This is a genomic window from Desulfovibrio porci, assembly GCF_009696265.1.
Lineage (GTDB): Bacteria > Desulfobacterota > Desulfovibrionia > Desulfovibrionales > Desulfovibrionaceae > Desulfovibrio > Desulfovibrio porci.
Window position 1 is genome coordinate 80,971 of record NZ_VUMH01000003.1, and the last position, 22,117, is coordinate 103,087.

Here is a 22,117-nt window from a genome sequence, read left to right on the forward strand (position 1 = left end):
GCTTATCGATAAATCTGACAAGTCCCCGCCGCAGCGCTCAATTCTTGCTGCGCTCCTTGAGCTGCCGGCGCACCTCGCGCTCGTTTTCGGCCTGCTGTATGCGGCGGGCCTTTTCCGCCTCGGCCACGCGCTGCCTGCGGATGCGCTCCAGACGCATCTGCTGGGCCTTTTCCCGCTGCTCACGGGCCTGCTCCAAAAGCTTTTCCCGCTTGCGGTCAAAGACCAGAGTGGTGCGCAAGGCCCCCACGCCGATGGCGATAATGGTGATGATAACTGCCAGCACCTTTTGTATGGACCACTGGTTTTCGCCCAGCAGGTTTTTGAGCCAGCCCAGGTGCAGACTGTCGCCCCAGAAAACCACAATGGGCACGCCGAGGAAACAGAGCAGCAGGCCCACGATTTCCACCCAGATGAAGGTCTTGACCATGGTCAGGCCGAAAAGCGTGCCGTCGCGCACCATACGCAGAAACTTGAGGCGTTTTTTCAGATTGCGCAGCAATTCGTTGATCCGGGGCGTGGTGGACTGGGCGCGCTTGAAGGTTTCAGCCTCATTGAAATTGCAGGCGAAGGCCCAGTTGATGATGCCCGCGCTCTCGTTGAAATCGCTGCTGAAGTCACGCAACACCGACGGAAAGGGAAACCAGGAGGCTTCGTCGCGGATTTCCTGAAGCACATCCAAATAATACTTGTAGCGGTTTCTCAGTTCCTCCACCTCGCGCTCGATGCTCTCTTCCAGTTCCTTTTCCAGAAGCGGACGCTGCTCCAGCACCTGAAGAAAAGCCAGATAGTTATTGATGTTGCTCAGCGCCTCCAGCGTGTGGATCTTGCGCCCGAGATTCAACTGTACCGGATGGTCCGCCGGGAACCAGTCGTTGAGCCGCGCCTCCATGGCGTTGATTTTGACCCTCTCCTCCTCGGCGTTCTTTTTGGCCTCGGCCCAGAGATCATACAACGAGGAAAGGATCAGCAGCCGCCCGCGCTCCAGGGCCGGATCGATGAGTACACGGTTGAAATATGACGGATCCTCGCGGACCAGCTTGGTGATCTGCTCCAGCACCTGCTCCGCGAAGCCCATCTTGACCCGGCAGACAATGCCCCGGTACTGCACGTCACGCCACTGGGGCATGACCCGCCAGACCTGGGCGTACTGTTCGATGGCCGTGCCGTACTGGCCCTGCTCTTCCGAAAGCCGGGCCTGGAGGTATTCGTTCCAGGCCTGGAGCGTGGGGGCCGGGGTCAGGCTGGCGGCTTCGCGAAAGCAGGCCGAGGCATGGCTGAAATCATTCCGCTGGATGAACAGAAAGGCCCGCACCATGCGCAAGCGCGGATCGCGCTGGTGACGCGTGATGCTCTGGGCCACTTTTTTGTCCAGATCAGGCAGTTCGTCGGGCGTGGCTCTGGACAGCTGGTCCAGCAAATCCCAGGCCGGGCTGTCGTCACGGGTGGGTTTTTCCTCATCCGGGTCCGGTTCGCGCAGGCGATAGAGCCAGTGCCGGGGCACATTGCGCAACTGGCTCGGGCCGTTAATGTCCAGCACGGCCTGCATCAATACGGCCGCGTCGTCCTTGCCTTCCAGCAGTTCCTCGTAGCCGTCCGCCCCCTTCTGCCCCAGCACCATCTCAATGTGGCGGAAGGCGTCGTTGATGTTCTCCAGGTCCAGGCTCGCCACTTCCTCCCAGGTTTCCGGCCGGCTGGGAAAATAGGTGCGCGTGGGGCACTCCGCCGCGGTGTGGCTGGGAATGCCGCAGTAAAAGCAACCGCCCGCCCCGGAGCTGCCCGCCGTGAGATGCCCGGCCATGAGCAGGGGAATGGAGCGAACGCTGATGCTGTTTTCGTCCAGCAGCACATTGCACCAGCTGTCCATGCTGGTCTGATCGCCGGTAAAGCGCAGATCGCGCACGGTAAAGCCGTCGCCCAGCAGATAGGCGTTGCGATAGCTGATGTATGGGAAATCCGGCATCAGATTGTCCCATTGCAGGCCGATTTTTTTGGGCAGGTCCGTGTTGAAATTGAGATTGTTACGGTCCGCCACCACGCAGACGCAGGGCCAGCAGGTGCCGGGTTCGTTGTTCTCCTTGTCGAAACTGCGCAGATAGTCGCGCAGAAAGGTGCGCAGCATCAGCAGATTGTCCACGGACACCATGACAAAGGTTTCGTGCACGATGGACTTGATCTTGTGCTTTTGCAGCAGCGCCTCGATACGCTTGAACATGGCGCTCCAGCCGCTCTGAAAGGCCTTGTCCAGAGGGCTGCCCAGAGGATGCAGAATGGCGAACCAGGTCTGCGTGGAGGAATACGGCATGCGCACGTCCACCACCGGCGTGGCCCAGTCCACGGAGGCCATGCCCTGACGGGCAGGACGGCTTTCAAAGGAAATGCCGGGCAGGGCGCTCCGCCCTTCCCGGCTCTTGGGATGCACCCAGACTTCCAGGCTGTCCCGGACCAGCATCTGCTGGGCCTGCAGCGCGCCGTCCAGGGAAAGACTGGCCGTACGCTTGCTGCTCAGTTGCAGGCGGCCCGGAAAAAGTTCGATGCTGACGGCCAGTTCGTTGAAATTGCCCCAGACCATAAGCCGGGCCAGGGCCAGAAAGACGTCGTCGGTAAAAAAGAACCAGAGAGCCTGTTCGTGCTCCTCGCCCACCAGCATGCCGCCGTAGTTGAGCAGGGTCTGGCTTACCGCCGGGGTAAGATTGTTGTGCCAGCAGACCCAGAGCACATGGCCCATGGTGCTCATGTGCACGTCTTTGCCTTCGGGCAGGCGGGACAGAAGCTGCGATAACTGCGCCATCAATAAAGTCCTTTATGAGCGGAAGGCCTGCATATATACTGACCAGACCAATATCCTTTCAACCAAGGCGGTCCCTATGGATATTAACAAAACTCTCCAGGAACTCAAAGCCCGCCCCGGCTTCACCGAGCATGTGGGCATGATGCTCGTGCACAACGGCGTGGTGCGCGGCTGGTCCCGCAAGGGCCATGCGCCGGTCAGCGCCGTGCGCGTCAGTCACGACAACGCGAAAATGCGCGAAATCTGCCGTGAGATGGAACAGCGTCCCGGCATTTTCGCCATTGTGGCCCAAGCCGAAGAGGGCCTGCTCAAGCCCGGCGACGATCTGCTCTTTCTGGTGGTGGCCGGGGACATCCGCGAGCACGTCAAGGCGACCTTCGCCGAGTTGCTGGACCGGATCAAAGCCGAAGCCGTCATCAAACAGGAGTACCACGAGGTCTGAGGCCGCGCCTTTTTCCCTCTTCCTGCCTTATCGGCCGCTTGCGCATGGTTATTAGCCGGATGGGCCGGTTTTCAGCGCGGCGGCCTTTCTTTATTCTGATGAGAAGCCGTCGCTCCTGACCGCAAGCCCGAAATAAAGCACGACGGCAAGCACCGCTCCGGATTAAATCACGATTAAAAGAGCATACATTTTATATAATCATATTTTTTGACGCGCCCCGTAGTAAACAGCGGGACGCGTTTTTTGTATTTTGTATAATTTATGCATTAAAATACATGCAGCTAAATAAAAACTATTTTTTATATTATAATTCTTATTCTAGTAAAATTATATTCTCCATATAAAATAATATTTATGCCCTTATGCATCCATATCATATTTATATTTTATTGTAATTTTTCTTGATTTCATCCCTATTCTGTCAAATAATTTTTCAGAGCACTAATATTTTTTCTCCTTGATCCGATAATAGCTGGCAGAAATACATTCAATATTGTCTGATTTATTGTGCAACGCCACGGAGTCTTTTCCAGTGCGGGGTTATGATGAATAAAAACGCCGGATTTCCCTTCCTCCCCCAAAAAGGTCTCGCGGCGCTGCTCCGCCCTGTGCAGCTCTTTATTGCGCAGAGAGAGAGAGAGGTAACCGGCTGTTTTGCCAACGAAAATCAGAGGCGTTTCCCTCCGAAAGGAAAAATCGTTACCCTTGGCCGTCGCGGCCATGGCTGACGGTTTTTTTATTGGCGCGTTCTTTTTCCGTCCGGAAAACGCCTCTGCCTTTTCAACCATTACATCGGGAGGAAAGAAAATATGAAGCTGTCAATGAAAATCGCCGTGAGCATGGGCGCGCTGGCCGCTCTCATGGCAGTTCTGGGCCTTTACCTGCTCATGCAGATGTCCAAGGTCAATGATGTTGCGACGGTTCTGAGTCAGCGCCAGATACCACTGGTGGAAATGATCGGCACCATCAATAACGCCGCTTCGGAATACCGTCTGGCCGAAGCCATGCACATCTATGCCACGGACCCCGCGCAGATGAGCAACTATGAAAAGGCGCAGCAAAAGTGGACGGGAATTATCGCCGAGGGCATCAAAAAAATTGAGCGCCTGATCGTCAGCCCCGGGACCAGAGAATTTTTTCAGACCTACCTGGCGGCCCGGCAGAATTACCGCAATGTGTCCAAGCAGGTGCTTGAACTGTCGCGGGAATTGCGCACGGAACAGGCCGTGGCGCTGCTGCTCGGCGAATCTCTCAAAGATTACGACATGATGAGCACGGCCCTGGACAACACCATCACCGCTATCAAAAAGAACGTCAACGAAAGCGACGCTGTTGCCGACAGGATGTACGACAATTCACGTCTGACCGGCATCATTCTGATAACGGCGGCCATTCTGATCGGCGTCATCCTGACCCTGCTGCTGGTGCGCAATACCATCCGCCAGTTGGGCAAAGACCCCGGCGAACTGAACGCCATTGCCCATCGCGTGGTGGACGGCGACTACAATGTGGACGACGGCGGCAAGAAAATGGGCGTCTACGGCGCCATTGTGGATATGGTCAACGCCCTGAAAACACACATTGAAAATGCCCGGCGCGAGTCGGAAAACGCCAGAGAGCAGTCCGCCAAGGCCCAGGAGGCCATGCGGCAGGCCGAGGCCGCCAGCCGGGAGGCCCAAGGCAAGACCCAGGCCATGCTGGCCGCCGCCGACAGACTGGAGCAGGTGGGCAATGTGGTTTCCTCCGCCTCCAGCGAGCTTTCGGCCCAGATTGAGCAATCCGACCGGGGCGCGGCCGAATCCGCCCAGCGCCTCTCCGAAGCGGCCACGGCCATGAACGAAATGAACGCCACGGTCCAGGAAGTGGCCAAGAACGCCGGTTCGGCCTCCACCGCTTCCGCCGACACCAAGGAAAAGGCCGAGGCAGGCGCGCAAGTGGTGGAAAAGGCCGTGCGCAGCATTGAACAGGTCCATCAGATGTCTCTGGATCTCAAGGATGACATGGCCCAGCTCAACGAGCACGCCCAGGATATCACCCGGATCATGGGCGTCATCTCGGACATCGCTGACCAGACCAATCTGCTGGCCCTCAACGCGGCCATTGAAGCGGCCCGCGCGGGCGAGGCCGGGCGCGGTTTCGCCGTGGTGGCCGATGAAGTGCGCAAACTGGCTGAAAAGACCATGGCTTCCACCCAGGATGTGGGCAACGCCATCAAGGCCATTCAGGAAAGCACGGCCAAGAGCATGACCGGCGTGGACAATGCCGTGGAACGCATCAGCGAGGCCAACGAACTGGCCAGCCAATCCGGCGCGGCCCTGGAGGAAATCGTGGCCACTGTGGAAGCCACCGGGGATCAGGTCAACGCCATCGCCACGGCCAGCGAGGAGCAGTCCGCCGCCAGCGAAGAGATCAACCAGTCCATCGTCCAGGTCAACGACATGTCCCGCCAGACCGCCGAGGCCATGGCCGAGGCGGCCAAGGCCGTGTCCGACCTGGCCGCGCAGGCCCAAGGGCTCACAAACCTGATTCAGGAACTGAAACAGGCCTGACGCTGACCAGTCGCATATAATCCAGACTTTTCATGGGCGCGTCTCGCAGGAAACAGCGAGGCGCGCCCTTTTTGTTTCCGCCATCTGTCCCGGCGCCCATGCAAAAGAGGTTTTTTGGCGATACTATAACCATATTTAGCGGTTTAAAGAAATATATGCATAGAATATTCTTAATTACACAGATATGTGTATTTTCATAAAATTTATACATCAGATAGAATGATATATCATCAAATTTTTCTGTATAAGATAATATTTTGTCCGAATAAAAATATTTTACGGATATAATGCCTGCTCATTTTCAGAAAAACCCTATTCATAGCAAATTGAGAAAAATTTTTATCTTATTTGAAAATAATTTAAATTTTATTCACATTATCAAACCGGCATGCTATAGTAATAAAACTTGATATTTACAAAATAATACTGAGTATATTTGCAATATCCAATATATACAATATTTTTTATAAATATAAGCAATACAAACCCCTCAGGCTCAAAGGAGAAGCGCACATGAAATTGTCCACTAAAATTTCTTACAGCATGGGGACATTGACGGTGCTGATCGCCATTCTGGCCGTTTATCTGCTGCTGCAGATGCAACAGATCAACCACGCGGCTACCGTCATGGCTGAACGATATATTCCGGTCATTGATCTGGCGGGCAGGCTGAACAACGATGTGTCGCAACATCGTATGATGGAAATACGCCACGTCTATGCCACCGGCAGGGCCATGAAGGAAGACAGGGAAAAAGTCATGACCTCCCTGAAAAATAATATTGACGGTTATCTGCAGGAACTTTCCGGTCTCGTGCGCACCCCCGCAGCCAAGCAGGCATTGCGCCTGGCCGACGAAGGCATGAAAGCCTATTGCAGCCTCTCCGACAAGCTGATGGATATCTCCCGCCAGGACCGGGCGGAAGAAGCCGTCAAGTTATTGCTGGGCGACTCGCGCATCCTTTACAATGACCTGAGTGAACGGATCAACAACCTGGTGCTGGAGGTCAGAAAAAACGTCGACGCAGCCAATGCCGAGGCCGACGTCAAGTTTGAAAGAAGCAATATGATCGGCATCATTTTGACCGTGCTGTCAATTCTCATATCCGTGTTACTGACCATTATGATTGTGCGCAACAGCGTGCGCCAGTTGGGCAAGGACCCCGGCGAGCTGAACGCCATTGCCCACCGCGTGGTGGACGGCGACTATAATGTGGATGACGGCGGCAAAAAAATGGGCGTCTACGGCGCCATCGTGGAAATGGTCAACACCCTGAAAAGCCATATTGAAAGCGCCCGGCGCGAATCGGAAAACGCCAGGGAGCAGTCCGCCAAGGCCCAGGAGGCCATGCGGCAGGCCGAAGCCGCCGGCATGGAAGCTCAGGCCAAAACCCAGGCCATGCTGGTAGCCGCCGACAAGCTGGAACAGGTCGGCACTGTGGTTTCCTCAGCCTCCAGCGAGCTTTCGGCCCAGATCGAGCAATCCGACCGGGGCGCGGCAGAATCCGCCTCCCGCCTCTCTGAAGCGGCCACGGCCATGAATGAGATGAACGCCACGGTCCAGGAAGTGGCCAAGAACGCCGGTTCGGCCTCCACCGCTTCCGCCGACACCAAGGCAAAGGCCGAGGCAGGCGCGCAAGTGGTGGAAAAGGCCGTGCGCAGCATTGAACAGGTCCATCAGATGTCTCTGGATCTCAAGGATGACATGGCCCAGCTCAACGAGCACGCCCAGGATATCACCCGGATCATGGGCGTCATCTCGGACATCGCTGACCAGACCAATCTGCTGGCCCTCAACGCGGCCATTGAAGCGGCCCGCGCGGGCGAGGCCGGGCGCGGCTTCGCCGTGGTGGCCGACGAGGTGCGTAAACTGGCTGAAAAAACCATGGCCTCCACCAACGACGTGGGCAACGCCATCAGGGCCATTCAGGAAAGCACGGCAAAGAGCATGACCGGCGTGGACAACGCCGTGGAACGCATCGGCGAGGCCACGGAACTGGCCAACCAGTCCGGTCAGGCTTTGCAGGAAATTGTTGCCACCGTGGAGGCCACCGGGGATCAGGTCAACGCCATCGCCACGGCCAGCGAGGAACAGTCCGCAGCCAGCGAGCAAATCAACCAGTCCATTGTCCAGGTCAACGAGATGTCCCGCCAGACCGCCGAGGCCATGACTGAAGCGGCCAGGGCCGTGTCCGACCTGGCCGCGCAGGCCCAGGGGCTCACAAACCTGATTCAGGAACTGAAGCAGGCCTGACGGCGCGGCGGTGACCGAGCGGGATGCGGGCGCGACACTCTCCACGGCGAAAGCCTCGTGAGCGATGCCGCACCCACGCCGCCCCCAATTATTAATATTAGTTACCCTGTTCTATTACGCAAGTGCAATATTATTACTTGAAACTCTAAAAAATATGTGCAAACGTATTTTATCCATTTGAGGTGGAGGCGTTTATATTCCGCTCAAGAAAGTATCTATATTTGTCGATGTCCGAACTTCAGGAATGGGAAAACCACTCATCCGTAGAATAGTGGAAATCTGGCAACGGTTCCGTACAATATTTATTTCTGTAAAGGATAGTTTGCAATGAAGAGATCAGCAGCAACATCTCATCTTCATCGCTGTAGCGGCACTCTGTGCCGCTCTGATTCCTTTAGAGAGAGAGAGAGAGAGAGAGAGAGAGAGAGAGTAGCTTCTGCGCCTCCTTTTCTTCACTTTTATATACGCTGAGACAGCGTAAACGACGGTATGCTTTGCGAAATGCAAAGCATACCGTCGTTTTTTGCGCGCTTTTTCCGGTTGGAATGAAGAAGAACAACAGACAGGTATGGACAGGATTGCCGTCGTCTCCAGACGCGACGCCGTCCCGCTGCCGCACTTTTCGCATCAGGGGCTGAGCGCTCCTACGGTGCAAACACTTGCGGTTGGGGGTTAGCGCATTCCCCGGCCGCAAACAGGCGCGTATGGACAGCACGCGCCTCCCCAGCGCGCCCCGAAGTGGACAGCGGGGCGCGCTTCCCTAAGCGGGGCGGTCTCCTGACGCCCCGCTTTTTGTACCTTTTTCCGCCGGACGGAACCGCCTTTTCCCTTTGTCGCGGGGAACCGTCGCCTGGAGCCTCCTGAAATTGAACATGCCAAGATGTTCTGACTGAAAACGACCCGCAAAGTTCAGCCGTTCGCGGGCATCAACAGAAGCAACACGGTCCGGCCGCGCCACCAAAAGGGAAAATGGCATTTTTTATTATCGCGCCATTTTTCAACCGGAAACAGCTTTTGATGTTTCAATCACGTTATCCGGAGAAAAAAATGAGGCTGTCGGCGAAAATCACTATACTGAGCGCGTCGGCCGCCGCACGGCCATTCTGAGCAGCTCTCTGCTGTCGCAAATCAATGACGTTTCGCCGGAATTATACCGGCAACAAAAGCCCCTGTCGACAATAGCGGGGGCTTTTGGCAACGCGGACGCGGAGCTCCGCCTGCTTGAAGTGGTGCCGGGCCGCTCCACGGAGCTCGCAATGGGGCCGGAGAAGCGTTTATGCACAAGAATTTTGCTGAAATAAAAACCAGTTACAGCACTTTTAACAGGCCGGAAACCTCTCCCGGATAAAAGAATAGCTTTTTTATTTTTTATCGTGTACGATTAAATCGTATTTCGTATTCTATAGCTATATAAAGAATGATTTATTTTTTGGTACGATATACTACATTTATTCCTCTTATAATAATATTTAATCCCAATATCAGATGGAAGTAGCCGGTTATTTTCGACTTTTAACAAAATAAGATGAAAAAGACCGGCTTGGACAAGGATGTGTTGACCCCCCGGCCGCTCAACAGCGTATATGCCCGTGAGGAGCATTTGGCCTGACACGCGGATGACAGACATACCCGACGCCAGTCGCATTCCCATGCACGGCATATGTGAAATTATTGCTAAGCGGCGAAACAGCCTTATTCTCTTCAGGCTACGGTTTCTTCGCCGTCCGACCGCCCCGGAGCAACGCCGCGCCAGACGGCATCCCCCCACGATCCGGAGCAGTTTCATAGCGGGAAACCGGGCCGCGCTCCAAGGAGCCGTCCGCGCATCTCCGCCACCGGCCGCATGAAGGCGGCCTTTCCCCCCACGGCACGCCCCGCAGGGGCATGCCGGATACCGGCGCGCCACAGTTTTTTCGCTTTTTGCGGACAACCGCGCGGGTCAAACGCCCCATTTGGGCTTTGACCTTTGTAAAGCGCGCCGGGCAAACATTCCATCAAGGAGAGCCCATGAAGCTTACGATTCAAAGTAAATTACTACTGCCAAGCCTGACAGCCCTTGTCATCATGATACTGGGCAGCACGCTGCTGGTCGCCAATATGGTTTCCAATCGCCTGGAGAGCAACTTCGAGAATGAACTGGAGGTGACCAACCAGGTTCTGCTCAAGGGCGTGTCCAACGCCGCCGTGAATTATAAAAACAGCGTGCGCGGCATGGCCGCCACGGCCCGGCTGCGCGTCCTAGCGGACGCCATGGGCGGCGACCCCGCTCAGGCGCTGGAAGCCGGGCGCAGCGTCCAAGACGTTGTGGAAAGCCTCAACGCCATTTACACGGCCTTTCCGGAGGTCGGCATCGCCGGCCCTGACGGCGTGGTCGTGGCGGGCTCGGTGAAGGAGACCGTCGGCAAGCTCAACATCAGCAACCGCGTGTATTTCCAGGACGCCCTGCAGGGAAAAACGGTCATCTCCCAACCACTCATGAGCAGGGACATCAACGACAAGGCCGTCATTATCGCCACGCCGTTGCTGAACTCCTCCGGCAAGCCCGCCGGCGTGCTTTACGCCGACCTGCCCGCCAAAGACATCATCGCCAGCACTATTGAAGGCGTGCACATCGGCAAGACCGGCTTCGCTTACATTCTGGACAAGGGCGGCCTTATGCTGGCCCACCCCGATTACAAGCTGGTCCAGGAATTCGACGCGAAAACCACGGAATGGGGACGCAAGGTGCTGGCCGCCCCTCAAGGCGCGCTGCACTACACCACCAACGCGGGCATTGAACGCCTGCTTAATTTCCGAAAGGATCCCGAATCCGGCTGGATCGCCGTCTCCACCCTCGACGTCTCGGAAATCAGCGAAGCCACATCCTCCATCCGCAATATCAGTCTGGGCATCATGCTGGTCGGCGCCGTTCTTGTGGGCCTGATCATCTTCCTGGTCACCCGGCCCATCATCAAGGACCTTCTACATGGCGTCAATTACGCCAAGGCTGTGGCCGGAGGCGATCTTGACACGCCGTTCACCCGGCAGCGCAGTGATGAACTCGGCACGCTTTTCACGGCCCTGAACGCCATGGTGGAACACCTTAAGAAATTGATAGCCTCGGCCCACCAGGAATCGGAAAACGCCAAAGAGCAGTCCCGCAAGGCCCAGGAGGCCATGGAACAGGCCGAAAAAGCCAGCCAGGAAGCTCTTGGCAAAACCCAGGCCATGCTGGCCGCCGCCGACAGGCTGGAACAGGTGGGCAGCGTGGTTTCCTCCGCCTCCACCGAACTTTCGGCCCAGATCGAACAGTCCGACCGGGGCGCGGCCGAATCCGCCCAGCGCCTTTCCGAAGCGGCCACGGCCATGAACGAAATGAACGCCACGGTCCAGGAAGTGGCCCGGAACGCCAGTTCCGCCTCCGCCGCCTCCATCTCCACCAGGGAAAAGGCCGAGGCCGGCGCGCAGGTGGTGGAAAAGGCCGTGCACAGCATTGAAGACGTCCACGCCAAGTCCCTGGCGCTCAAGGACGACATGGCCCTGCTCAACGAGCACTCGCAGGATATTACCCGGATCATGGGCGTGATCTCGGACATTGCGGACCAGACCAACCTGCTGGCGCTGAACGCCGCCATTGAGGCCGCCCGCGCGGGCGAGGCCGGGCGCGGCTTCGCCGTGGTGGCCGACGAAGTGCGCAAGCTGGCCGAAAAGACCATGGCTTCCACCCAGGATGTGGGCAACGCCATCAGATCCATTCAGGAAAGCACGGCCCAAAGCATGAGCGCCGTGGATGAGGCCGTGCAGCGCATCGGCGAAGCCACGGAACTGGCCAACCAGTCCGGTCAGGCCTTGCAGGAAATTGTGGAAACTGTGGAAGCCACGGCGGATCAGGTCAACGCCATCGCCACGGCCAGCGAGGAGCAGTCCGCCGCCAGCGAGGAGATCAACCAATCCATCGTCCAGGTCAACGACATGTCCCGCCAGACAGCCGAAGCCATGGCCGAAGCCGCCAAGGCCGTCTCCGATCTGGCTATGCAGGCCCAGAGCCTCACGGACCTGATTCAGGAGCTGAAACAGGCCTGATGACGACAACGTTGCGGCCGGGACTATAACCATCCCCTCCCGGTCGCACTCAGGCGTGTACGGACACACGCCCCTTCCCCGGCGCGCCTCGTAGTGGACAGCGAGGCGCGCCTTTCATTTTTTTCTTATTTTATGTTTTGGCGGGAAAAAGCCGAAATATAATCTGTATAATTCAAAATAACGCTATTATGTTTTTAAATTATTCTTTTTGATTTTATATAACCATTTTTTTCAATACTATTTAATAATTTCAGCCTTTGCAAAAAATAATTACTTTATTTTGAATTAGCGCCACTCTTGCTTTTCGTTCTATTCTGCGAAATACTACCATATATCACTAAAGATACATTCCTCTGTTCCGATAATTACGGGCAGAGCACTGTATGGTTTTCTCTCATTGGAGAAACCGAGCCGCACGCATGGCAAAGGAATGAGGTCCATGCATTCCTTGCGTGCGCTCCGTGAAGTCTGACGTTTTTTTGGGGAAGAGGATTTTCGCACCGACCATATTTTAAGGATGGGGAAGATGAAGCTGTCAATAAAACTTTCACTGGCAATGGGTCTTCTGCTCGCCATGCTTTGCGGCATGGGCATTTTCAGCCTGATCCAGATGAGCAGGATCAACGCGGCCTCCACGGAAATAGCCGACAACTGGCTGCCTTCCACCCGGTACGCGCAGGGTCTGAACGTATATGCCTCCAACTACCGCATTCAGGAAATCATGCACATCTTCTCCACCAGCAAGGAGCTGATGGAAAAATATGAAAAACGCATGAATGAGATGCTCACGCTGTTCCAGGACATGGAGGCGAAGTACGTCAAGGTGATCTCCAGCCCCGAGGAAAAAGCGACCTATGACGCTTTTCTTACGGACTGGAAAGAATATCAAAAAATCCACGAACAGATTTACAAACTGTCCCAGGAAAACCGCACGGATGAAGCCAGAGCCCTTCTGGTCGGTCCTTCGCGGGAAACCTTCTACCGCGCCAGCGATCAACTCATCAAGCTGGTCAAGATCAATGTGGCCGGCGGCGACGCGGCCAGCGAGTTCGGCGATCAGGTGTACGAGAATTCCCAGAGCCTGGTCACCGGCGTGCTTATCGTGGCCCTGCTCATCGGCATCGGCCTGATCTTCTTTATCGTCCGCGGCGTGCTGCGCCAGTTGGGCAAGGACCCCGGCGCGTTGAACGTCATCGCCCGGCGTGTGGTGGACGGCGATTACAATATTGATGACGGCAGCAAAAAAATAGGCGTGTTCGGCAACATTGTGGCCATGGTCAACGCCCTGAAGCAAAATATAGATAACGCCAAACACGAATCGGAAAACGCCAGGGAACAGTCCGCCAGGGCTCAGGAAGCCATGGAAAAAGCCGAAATCGCGGGCCGGGAAGCCCAGGCCAAGACCGAGGCCATGCTGGTGGCCGCCGACCAACTGGAACAGGTGGGCAGCGTGGTTTCCTCCGCCTCCACCCAGTTGTCCGCCCAGATCGAGCAGTCCGACCGGGGCGCGGCCGAGTCCGCCCAGCGCCTCTCCGAAGCGGCCACGGCCATGAACGAGATGAACGCCACGGTTCAGGAAGTGGCCCGCAACGCGGGTTCGGCTTCCGCCGCCTCCGCCGAAACCAGGGAAAAGGCCGAGGCGGGCGCGCAAGTGGTGGAAAAGGCCGTGCACAGCATTGAAGAGGTGCACCAGATGTCTCTGGACCTCAAGGAAGACATGACCCAGCTCAACGAGCACGCCCAGGACATCACCCGGATCATGGGCGTCATCTCGGACATCGCGGACCAGACCAACCTGCTGGCCCTCAACGCGGCCATTGAGGCGGCCCGCGCGGGCGAGGCCGGGCGCGGCTTCGCCGTGGTGGCCGACGAAGTGCGCAAGCTGGCCGAAAAGACCATGGCCTCTACCCAGGATGTGGGCAACGCCATCCAGGCCATTCAGGAAAGCACGGCCAAAAGCATGACCGGCATGGACAACGCCGTGGCGCGCATCAGCGAGGCCAACGAACTGGCCAGCCAGTCCGGCGCGGCCCTGCAGGAAATCGTGGCCACCGTGGAAGTCACGGCGGATCAGGTCAACGCCATCGCCACGGCCAGCGAGGAACAGTCCGCCGCCAGCGAGGAGATCAACCAGTCCATCGTCCAGGTCAACGACATGTCCCGCCAGACCGCCGAGGCCATGGCCGAGGCCGCCAAGGCAGTGTCTGACCTGGCCGCGCAGGCCCAGGGGCTCACGAGCCTGATTCAGGAACTGAAACAGGCCTGATGTTACGGAATTGCGGCCGGAGAGGCGCTGCCTCTCCGGCCGCAATCCGGCGCGTTATGGACAGCGCGCCGCAAGGGCGGGCCCCGGCGAAGATACCGGGGGCCGCCCTTGCGGTCTTTGAAGGCGTTGCATTACAGACGGGAATCAGAACGCTTTTTCTGCCCGGCCGCCCTTGTCTGGGCGTCCACATCCCAGGCCCGTGAAAATTCCCGGTCGGAAAAGGCCTCGGCCAGTCCCTGCATCTGTTTCAGCCGCAGCACTTCATCAGGGTCCATGCCGAGTTCCTTGCCGATCCGCTCGTTTGTCCAGTTATGCCTGCGGAGCAGCGTCACAAGTTTCGCCGTCAGTTCCACCTGATGCGCGCCGCGGGCCATATTATGGCGCACGGTGGACGTGATGCGGTCCTCAAGACTCTTGTTGAGCCGGACTATCGGAAGATAGCCCCCGAGGCTTTGGCGGATGTGGGCTTTGGCCTTCGCCACCCTGCGCCGGTGAAAGCCGTCCACGACGACCCAGCCGTTCTTGTCGTCCGCCACCACCACCGGCATGGTCATGCCGTCCTTTTCAATGGACAGGGTGAGCAGGCGCATTTCCGGCGGCGCGACCTTGTTCGGGTTGTACTCATTGCCATGAACCCGGTCCACGGGGACGAGCTGGGGACATGTCACCGGATGGGGCAGATCCAGATAGGCCGAGGCCATGGCGACAATTTGGTTGTATACCGCGACTCGTCTGTCCAGATCGCCCTTCTCGTCCTCAAGGGCGCGCTCAAGCATGCTCAGAAGCTCATCAATTCCCATAGCCCAATTCCTTTTTAAATCGCACGAAGCGCCCGACTTTGCGCACGGAGCTGAATCCGTAACGGAAGTAAAACTCACGGCGTGTCCAGTAATCCGCGGTCAGCAGGCAAGCCGCGCCCCACTCCCGCGCTTCCTGAATGCAGCGTTCCAGAACCGCAATGTCCGCATTTTCCTTGAGGGCGTATAAGTGGAGAAGATGCGCTGCCGTCCGTTTACGGCGCAGCGAGCCGAAAGCCGCGACGCGCGCGCCGTCTTCCAGCATGACGAACCAGCGGCGGCCCGGCTCGGAACTGATGAAACCGCCCAGGGCATCCCGGATCGCCGGACTTGCCGCGTATTCGCCCAACAGGCCGAACAACTCCCGGTTCCTGACCGGGTCCGCATCATGGGTAAATTCCCGAAGCTCCATCACAGCTCCATGTATTTCAGAATCATCTGAGCCTGACGTTCCATCTCGCGCTTGGTCTGGGAAAAGCTCAAACCTTTGCACCAATAGTCATTCTTCAGCAATGTCTTGCAGATGCGCCGCCAGCTCGGAGCCTTGCGGAGCGCCTCCTGTTTTGCGTCGGCCTCCTGCGGGATTTCCTCAACGCCGTGCTTGGCCCACCACCTGAGAAAGGTTCTGATCTTTTTCCGGTAGTGCGCGGCCGTGGGCGGGGGCATGGTCTCAAGCAGAAATTCCGCGTAACTCTGCCAGGTGTGTCCCTGGGGAAGATGGATATGAAAATTTCCAAGCACATTTCCCGACCGCCCCACATAACGGTTGCCGAAATTCGCCCCTTCCACCCGCGCCACAAGCCTGGCCCATGTCTCCGGCTCCAGCATCTTGAAAAGCCAGAGTCCTTTCCGCTGGTCGTCGCCGTAGGGCTGGCAAAGGCGCATCTGATGAATGCCCACCCCGGCCAGATGCATGAGATCGTAAATCCGGTTGTAGTCCCAGCCTTTTCTGCCTGTGGCCGTCCAGACGTCCTCGGTGCGCCAGTCGTATATGGGATATGCATTGACCACGCCCGAAGGCGTTACCGTGCTCCAGCTTCTGCCGTTCCAGCGCTGTTTGACCGGAGAGGCGATGGCCCGGAAACGGTTGAGCGACTCGTCGCTGCGGATGGCCACTATGCAGGCGCAGGAACGCCCTTCGGCAAAGTGCGCGGCAAACAGGGGCGTGAATTCCTCAAACTCCATGCCGCGCCTGAACCAGGGGAAATAGCCCTCATCGGCAATCACCCCCGGATGTTTCGGCAGTTCGCGGACCCACCGCTCACGCGCGGCGGGATCCCAGCACAACCAGTGCGGCCGCATCTGGGAGACGGAGTTCCGCAGATGAATGGGCAGGCAAATCCAGTACGGGCGAACATCGGGGCGGGTCATGACGCGCGTGACGAAAGCGTCGGTATGCGCATACCACGCTTCCAGATCCACATGCAGCACGTCCAGGGGCAGACGCCCCTTCTCCCGGGCGATCTGCAGGGCGTACTGCACGGCAACCCCGGAGTCTTTTCCGCCGGAGAACGAAACATAGACGCGTTCAAAATTGTCAAAGATTTCCTCAAGCCGCAGACGCGCCGCGGCAAACACATCCATGCCAAGGAAATGCTTCATGCCATCGACCCCACAAGCCGCCCGCATGAGAGATGCCGGACGGCATCGGACATTTTTCAGTGGCGTCCTTTCCGGAGACAGGTACATTTAACGGCCGCTGCGGCCTTCCTCCTCGCAAAGCGGATACGGGATTCCCCTTCGGGCCGGAGAAAATTCAAACGCGCTCCCGGCAGGCATTGCAATGTCCGCCCCGCAATCGCCGACCGGACGGACATTCTTGTTTTTTTCGCCTCTTCCACGATTCCATGCTGTCAATATAGAATAAAATAGACTGTCTTATACACAAGATAACTATATCCTCCTGCCATATAAAACTATTTTTGCATACGAACAGCATGGGCAACGCCCATATTAATGATTGCATATAATATTTTATAATATATATAATATATTTTTTAATTTAACAATATGACGCCACGGGCGCAAAACTGACGAACCCGTCCGCGCGCTTCCGCCCCGGCCCTTGTGTCCGGCACGCGTGATTTCGAGCGCCACGCGCAAATCCGCCGCCATGGCGGATTTCGGCCCGCTTTTTCCGAAAGATACACCGCCTTGCATTGCCAAGTATGACATAATGACTTATTTTTGCGGGATACCACGGCAGTGTGAGCGCCCTGCCGTCGCAACCCGACCCGGACCATAATCGGCCGGAGCCGCCAGCGGCCCGCCCGTGTGAAGCAGAGGAGCATCCATGTTCGGTTTTCTTTTCAAGAAGATCTTCGGCAGCAAAAACGAGCGCTATCTGCGCCGCCTCCGCCCCCAGGTGCAGCGCATCAATGCTCTGGAACCCGAAATGCAGCAATTGGAAGACGCGGACTTCGCCGCCCGCATCTCCCGGTATAAAAAAGACGTGCAGGAGGGCGGCAAAAGCCTGGACGCGCTGCTGCCCGAAGTCTTCGCCCTGGTGCGCGAGGCCTCGCGCCGCGTGCTGGGCATGCGCCACTATGACGTGCAGCTGATCGGCGGCATGGTTCTGCACAAGGGCAAGATCGCCGAAATGAAGACCGGCGAAGGCAAAACCCTGGTGGCCACCCTGGCCGTGGTGCTCAACGCGCTGTCCGGCAAGGGCGTGCACGTGGTCACGGTCAACGACTACCTGGCCTCGCGAGACGCGGCCTGGATGGGCAAGCTGTATTCCTTTCTCGGCCTGAGCACCGGCGTCATCGTGCACGGCCTGGACGACGCTGAGCGCAAAGCCGCCTATAACGCGGACATTACCTACGGCACCAATAACGAATTCGGCTTCGACTACCTGCGCGACAACATGAAGTTCTATGCCGACCAGCTTGTGCAGCGCGGCCACAACTTCGCCATCGTGGACGAAGTGGACTCCATCCTCATCGACGAAGCCCGCACGCCGCTGATCATTTCCGGCGCGTCCGAGGAATCCGTGGGCATGTACCGCACGGTGGACGACATCGTGCGCCAGCTCACGCCCGAGCACTACACCATTGACGAAAAGGCCCGCACCGCCATGCTCACGGACGCGGGCGCGCTCCGCTGCGAGGAGCTGCTCAAGCTGGACAACCTCTTTGACCCGGCCAACATCACGGCCCAGCACCACGTTCTGCAATCCCTCAAGGCCCATCAGGTCTTCAAGCGCGACGTGGACTACATCGTGCAGGACGATCAGGTGGTCATCGTGGACGAGTTCACGGGCCGCCTCATGGCCGGACGCCGCTATTCCGACGGTCTGCATCAGGCCCTGGAAGCCAAGGAGCACGTCACCGTCGCCGCGGAAAACCAGACCCTGGCCTCCATCACCTTCCAGAACTATTTCCGCCTCTACGACAAACTTTCGGGCATGACCGGCACGGCGGACACCGAAGCCGTGGAATTCCAGCAGATCTACAATCTGGAGGTCATCTCCATCCCGCCCAACAGGCCCATGATCCGCAAGGATTACCCGGACCTGATCTTCCGCAGCCGCAAGGAAAAATTCGACGCCATCGCGGCGGCCATCGCCGAACTGCACCAGAAGGAACAGCCCGTGCTGGTGGGCACCATTTCCATTGAGACGTCGGAAATGCTCTCCCAGCGCCTGACCAAGCTGGGCATTCCGCACAACGTGCTCAACGCCAAACAGCATGAGAAAGAAGCCGAAATCGTGGCCCAGGCGGGCCAGAAGGGCAAAGTGACCATCGCCACCAACATGGCCGGGCGCGGCACGGACATCGTGCTGGGCGAGGGCGTGGTGGAACTGGGCGGCCTGCACATCCTGGGCACCGAGCGGCACGAGAGCCGCCGCATCGACAACCAGTTGCGCGGCCGTTCGGGCCGCCAGGGCGACCCCGGCTCCTCCCGCTTCTACCTCTCCCTGGAAGACGACCTGATGCGCCTGTTCGGCTCGGACCGGATCAAGGGCCTGATGGAAAAGCTGGGCCTGCGCGACGGCGAGGCCATTGAAAACGCCATGGTCACCCGCGCGGTGGAAGGCGCCCAGAAACGGGTGGAAGCCCACCACTTCGAGATCCGTAAAACCCTGCTGGATTACGACAACGTCATGAATCAGCAGCGCGAGGTCATCTATACCCTGCGCCGCGAGCTGATGGTCGAGGACGATCTGGAGCCGGTGCTCAACGAATTTATGAGCGACGTGCTGGACGATGCCTACGGCCCGCTGGACAATACCGCGCCCGACGATCTGCCCGACACGCGCCGGGCCATCATGGCCCGCTTGCGCGAAGTCTTCAATCTGGACCGCGCGCTGCCCGAAAACGCGCCCCTGCCCGAGCGGGAAGAGTGTGAAAAGCTGATACGCGGCATTCTGGATGAACTGAAAGCCGACGCCGGTGAGAGCTACAAGGACATCCAGCGCTACTTCCTGCTGGAAGAGCTGGACCGCTGCTGGAAGGAACACCTGCGCAACATGGACGCCCTGCGCGACGGCATCGGCCTGCGCGGCTACGGCCAGCGCGATCCCAAGCTGGAGTACAAGCGCGAAGGCTTCGACATGTTCCAGGAAATGCTCTTCCAGATCCGTGAGAGCGTGTTCCGCGCCCTGACCCGCGTGCGCGTGCAGCGGGTCAGCCCGGAAGAGGAACAGGCCCGCGCCGAGGCTGAAAAAGAAGCCCTGGCCCTGGAGTTCCGCCACCGCGAGGAATCGTCGGGCCAACTGTCCTATTCCGGCGGCGGCGAAGACGAAGCCCAGCCGGCCAAGGGCACGCCGGCCAAAGCCGCGCCGCGCGTGGGCCGCAATGATCCCTGCCCCTGCGGCAGCGGCAAGAAGTACAAGAAGTGCTGCGGCCGGGACAAGTAGACGGCATTTCAGAAGCATAGGTCATAAAAAGCGGGGAACATGATTCCCCGCTTTTTATGACCTATGGAAAAACTTCGCCCCGGCTCAGAAATAATCCGAAAAATACGGTTTTTCCGGCGGGATAAGGCTTTCCAGGGTGGGCAGCAGATAATATTCCATGCGGATTCTGTCGTTGTTATAGAGATAGGTGGGCCTTTTGTAGCCCATGAGCATGACGGTCAGGGTCTGGATATCCATTTCGATCAGCGGGGCCGAACCGTGGCTGTCCACCTTTTCGCAGACGGTCTTGCCGTCCTGCCAGGAGACGTGGAAAATGCCGTTGTTCCATGGCGCGGCCGGGTCGCTGATGCGGAAATAAAGCTTGAGCTTGTCGTCCTCGAACTGGAAGGAATATTCCTCCAGAAAGCGCTCCACATCCACAATGCGGGCCATGACGTTGGGCCGGATGGTCTCGTCTATTTCGCTGTCCTCAAACTGGAAGGCAATGGACTCGCCCGTGTAGTTGGCCCCCTCCACCTTGGTGATCATGGAAAAATGCGCGCTGATATAGTTCCAGATGCCGTATTTGGCCTCCTGGGTCAGCCAGATCATTTCCTTGATCTGAAAGACTTCGTTCTCAATATAGTAGATGACGTAACCCAGCGGCTTTTCCTCTTTGGTGTAATACACGGCGGCCATGATGTCGTCGGACTCCCAGCGCCAGTACTCCTCCCACTCCAGATCGCCCCGGATCAGCACGCCGTGCTGTTGCAGGGCGAAGTATTTGTAGACCCGGCGGATGTCCTCGTGCTCCGCGGGCACACGCTCGATCTGGCCTTCCACGGCGTGGTGCTTGGGCAGCTGGGTGTCCTTGATGGAAAAGGTCATCTTGTCCGCCACGATTTCCCAGCCCTGTTTGCGGTAAAAAGGGATGGAATACGGGCAGAGGAAGGAAATGTACTGCTGCTCCCGGCGCATGTGCTCCAGGCTCTTTTTGATCAGGGAGTGCACCAGCCCACGGCCGGTGTATTCCGGATAGGTGGCCACGCCGGTGACGCCGCCCATCTTGCAGATCCGGTCCCGGATATTGACCTCCATGGAGTAGACCACGATCTGCGAGGCCAGATGCCCTTTGTAAAACCAGCCCAGCACGTAGGAGGCGTCGAAAATCGGCTTTTTGGACTGCTTCATCTCCTTGTCCGACCAGCCGATCCGCGACATTTCATAAGAGCTGACCTGAAAGGCGTAGCGCAGCAGGGCTTCGAACTCCTCGAAGTCACCGGCGTCCAGCTTTTTGAATTCAAACTGCTCGTTGCTTTTCATACAGAGATATTCCTTGCCGCGTCACGCGCCGCCGGGCGTCAGATATGGCAGGTTCCGTCTAGGGAGCAGGCTCCGCCCCCGGCGAAACCCGCGCTGTTGCCGCTCAACGCCGCCTCCAGCCGGGCGGCCGTCGTGGCGTAGGAGGCATAGCCCCGCGCCAGCAGACTGCGCCCGTCGTCCCGCACCAGATAGAGCGTGGGGTAGAGTTTGAATTCACCCATCAGGGCGGCGGCTTCCCGCGTTTCCTTTTCGGCGGCCTCCCGCACGGCGGGATCGTCCAGCGCGCGCTCCAGAAGAAGCGGGTCCACATTCCAGCGGGCCGCCGTCGCCTCCCGCACGTCGGCGGAAAGCACGTCGCGGCCCGCGCGGTACAGGAGCTGCTGCAGGCACTCCATCTGGGCCAGCTCATGCCCCGGCGCAAGACGCTTCAAGGCCGCCAGCAGCACGGCCGCGTCCGGCGAATACATGCGCAGGGGCCGGTCAGCGTCCAGAGCCGCCAGAAAACCGCCCACAGGCTGGGCGGTGGTTTTTTCCAGACGGACGAAAAAGTCCCGCAGGTTCGGGGACCCGGCCTTCATCTCCGTCAGCGTCGTGGCCTGGCCCACCAGATCCCCGCCGAGCACGCGCACCGGCAGGTCCGGATGTTCGGCGGCCAGACGCTGCATGACGGGTGCGAAACCATAGCACCACGGACAGAACACATCGGAAAGATACAGAAAATGGGACATGGGTTCGCGCTCCTTGTCGTACTTTTTCAAGATAGGGCCGGAAAAATCCACCGTCAACAGGCACCTCCC

General features: G+C 58.0%; 13 protein-coding genes. 6 read left to right on the forward strand and 7 right to left on the reverse strand.

Features of this window, described 5'->3' with window-relative positions:
- Positions 1 to 37: 37 nt before the first annotated feature.
- Complete coding sequence (locus tag FYJ44_RS04245) at positions 38 to 2,788, reverse strand: hypothetical protein (protein WP_154509476.1); 2,751 nt, start codon at positions 2,786 to 2,788, stop codon at positions 38 to 40.
- Positions 2,789 to 2,864: 76 nt separating this feature from the next.
- Between FYJ44_RS04245 and FYJ44_RS04250 the strand changes: the two genes are divergently transcribed.
- Positions 2,865 to 3,230: a molybdenum cofactor biosynthesis protein MoaE gene (locus tag FYJ44_RS04250; RefSeq protein ID WP_154509478.1), complete on the forward strand. Its 366-nt coding sequence runs from the start codon at positions 2,865 to 2,867 to the stop codon at positions 3,228 to 3,230.
- A gap of 413 nt (positions 3,231 to 3,643) precedes the next feature.
- Here FYJ44_RS04250 and FYJ44_RS04255 read toward each other — a convergent pair whose 3' ends face one another.
- A complete protein-coding gene (locus tag FYJ44_RS04255; RefSeq protein ID WP_154509480.1) occupies positions 3,644 to 4,018 on the reverse strand; it encodes a hypothetical protein in 375 nt (124 codons plus the stop codon).
- A 21-nt stretch (positions 4,019 to 4,039) separates the two neighbouring features.
- On the opposite strand from FYJ44_RS04255, the gene FYJ44_RS04260 reads away from it, so the two are divergent.
- The 4 genes from FYJ44_RS04260 to FYJ44_RS04275 all read left to right on the forward strand — a co-directional run bounded on the left by FYJ44_RS04260 (position 4,040) and on the right by FYJ44_RS04275 (position 14,360).
- Positions 4,040 to 5,779 (forward strand): methyl-accepting chemotaxis protein, encoded by a 1,740-nt coding sequence (locus tag FYJ44_RS04260; protein WP_154509482.1) that lies wholly within the window; start codon positions 4,040 to 4,042, stop codon positions 5,777 to 5,779.
- Between the two features lie 513 nt (positions 5,780 to 6,292).
- Entirely contained in the window at positions 6,293 to 8,032 is a 1,740-nt protein-coding gene (locus FYJ44_RS04265; protein ID WP_154509484.1) for a methyl-accepting chemotaxis protein, read from the forward strand.
- A 2,007-nt stretch (positions 8,033 to 10,039) separates the two neighbouring features.
- The gene (locus tag FYJ44_RS04270) at positions 10,040 to 12,094 is read left to right on the forward strand and encodes a methyl-accepting chemotaxis protein (protein ID WP_154509486.1); all 2,055 of its coding nucleotides are present in this window, start codon (positions 10,040 to 10,042) and stop codon (positions 12,092 to 12,094) included.
- 526 nt (positions 12,095 to 12,620) lie between these two features.
- Positions 12,621 to 14,360, forward strand: coding sequence for a methyl-accepting chemotaxis protein (locus FYJ44_RS04275; protein ID WP_154509488.1), 1,740 nt, complete (start codon positions 12,621 to 12,623; stop codon positions 14,358 to 14,360).
- Positions 14,361 to 14,491: 131 nt separating this feature from the next.
- Here the strand turns inward: FYJ44_RS04275 and FYJ44_RS04280 are convergent, their stop codons facing one another.
- The 3 genes from FYJ44_RS04280 to FYJ44_RS04290 are packed head-to-tail and all read right to left on the reverse strand — an operon-like array spanning position 14,492 to position 16,759.
- Positions 14,492 to 15,160 carry an IbrB-like domain-containing protein gene (locus tag FYJ44_RS04280; protein ID WP_154509490.1) on the reverse strand — a complete coding sequence of 223 codons (669 nt, stop codon included), beginning with the start codon at positions 15,158 to 15,160 and terminating at the stop codon, positions 14,492 to 14,494.
- Entirely contained in the window at positions 15,150 to 15,569 is a 420-nt protein-coding gene (locus FYJ44_RS04285) for a GNAT family N-acetyltransferase (protein WP_154509492.1), read from the reverse strand. Before FYJ44_RS04285 ends, FYJ44_RS04280 begins: the two co-directional genes overlap by 11 nt.
- Positions 15,569 to 16,759, reverse strand: coding sequence for a DUF3440 domain-containing protein (locus tag FYJ44_RS04290; RefSeq protein WP_154509494.1), 1,191 nt, complete (start codon positions 16,757 to 16,759; stop codon positions 15,569 to 15,571). The genes FYJ44_RS04285 and FYJ44_RS04290 overlap by 1 nt, the downstream gene beginning before the upstream one ends.
- A 691-nt stretch (positions 16,760 to 17,450) precedes the next feature.
- On the opposite strand from FYJ44_RS04290, the gene secA reads away from it, so the two are divergent.
- Positions 17,451 to 20,018 (forward strand): preprotein translocase subunit SecA, encoded by a 2,568-nt coding sequence (gene secA, locus FYJ44_RS04295; RefSeq protein ID WP_154509496.1) that lies wholly within the window; start codon positions 17,451 to 17,453, stop codon positions 20,016 to 20,018.
- 84 nt (positions 20,019 to 20,102) lie between these two features.
- On the opposite strand, the gene FYJ44_RS04300 is transcribed toward secA, so the two are convergent.
- Together FYJ44_RS04300 and FYJ44_RS04305 are read right to left on the reverse strand one after the other, a co-directional pair.
- The gene (locus tag FYJ44_RS04300; protein WP_154509498.1) at positions 20,103 to 21,320 is read right to left on the reverse strand and encodes a GNAT family N-acetyltransferase; all 1,218 of its coding nucleotides are present in this window, start codon (positions 21,318 to 21,320) and stop codon (positions 20,103 to 20,105) included.
- Positions 21,321 to 21,358: 38 nt separating this feature from the next.
- The gene (locus FYJ44_RS04305; RefSeq protein WP_154509500.1) at positions 21,359 to 22,048 is read right to left on the reverse strand and encodes a DsbA family protein; all 690 of its coding nucleotides are present in this window, start codon (positions 22,046 to 22,048) and stop codon (positions 21,359 to 21,361) included.
- Positions 22,049 to 22,117 lie beyond the last annotated feature (69 nt).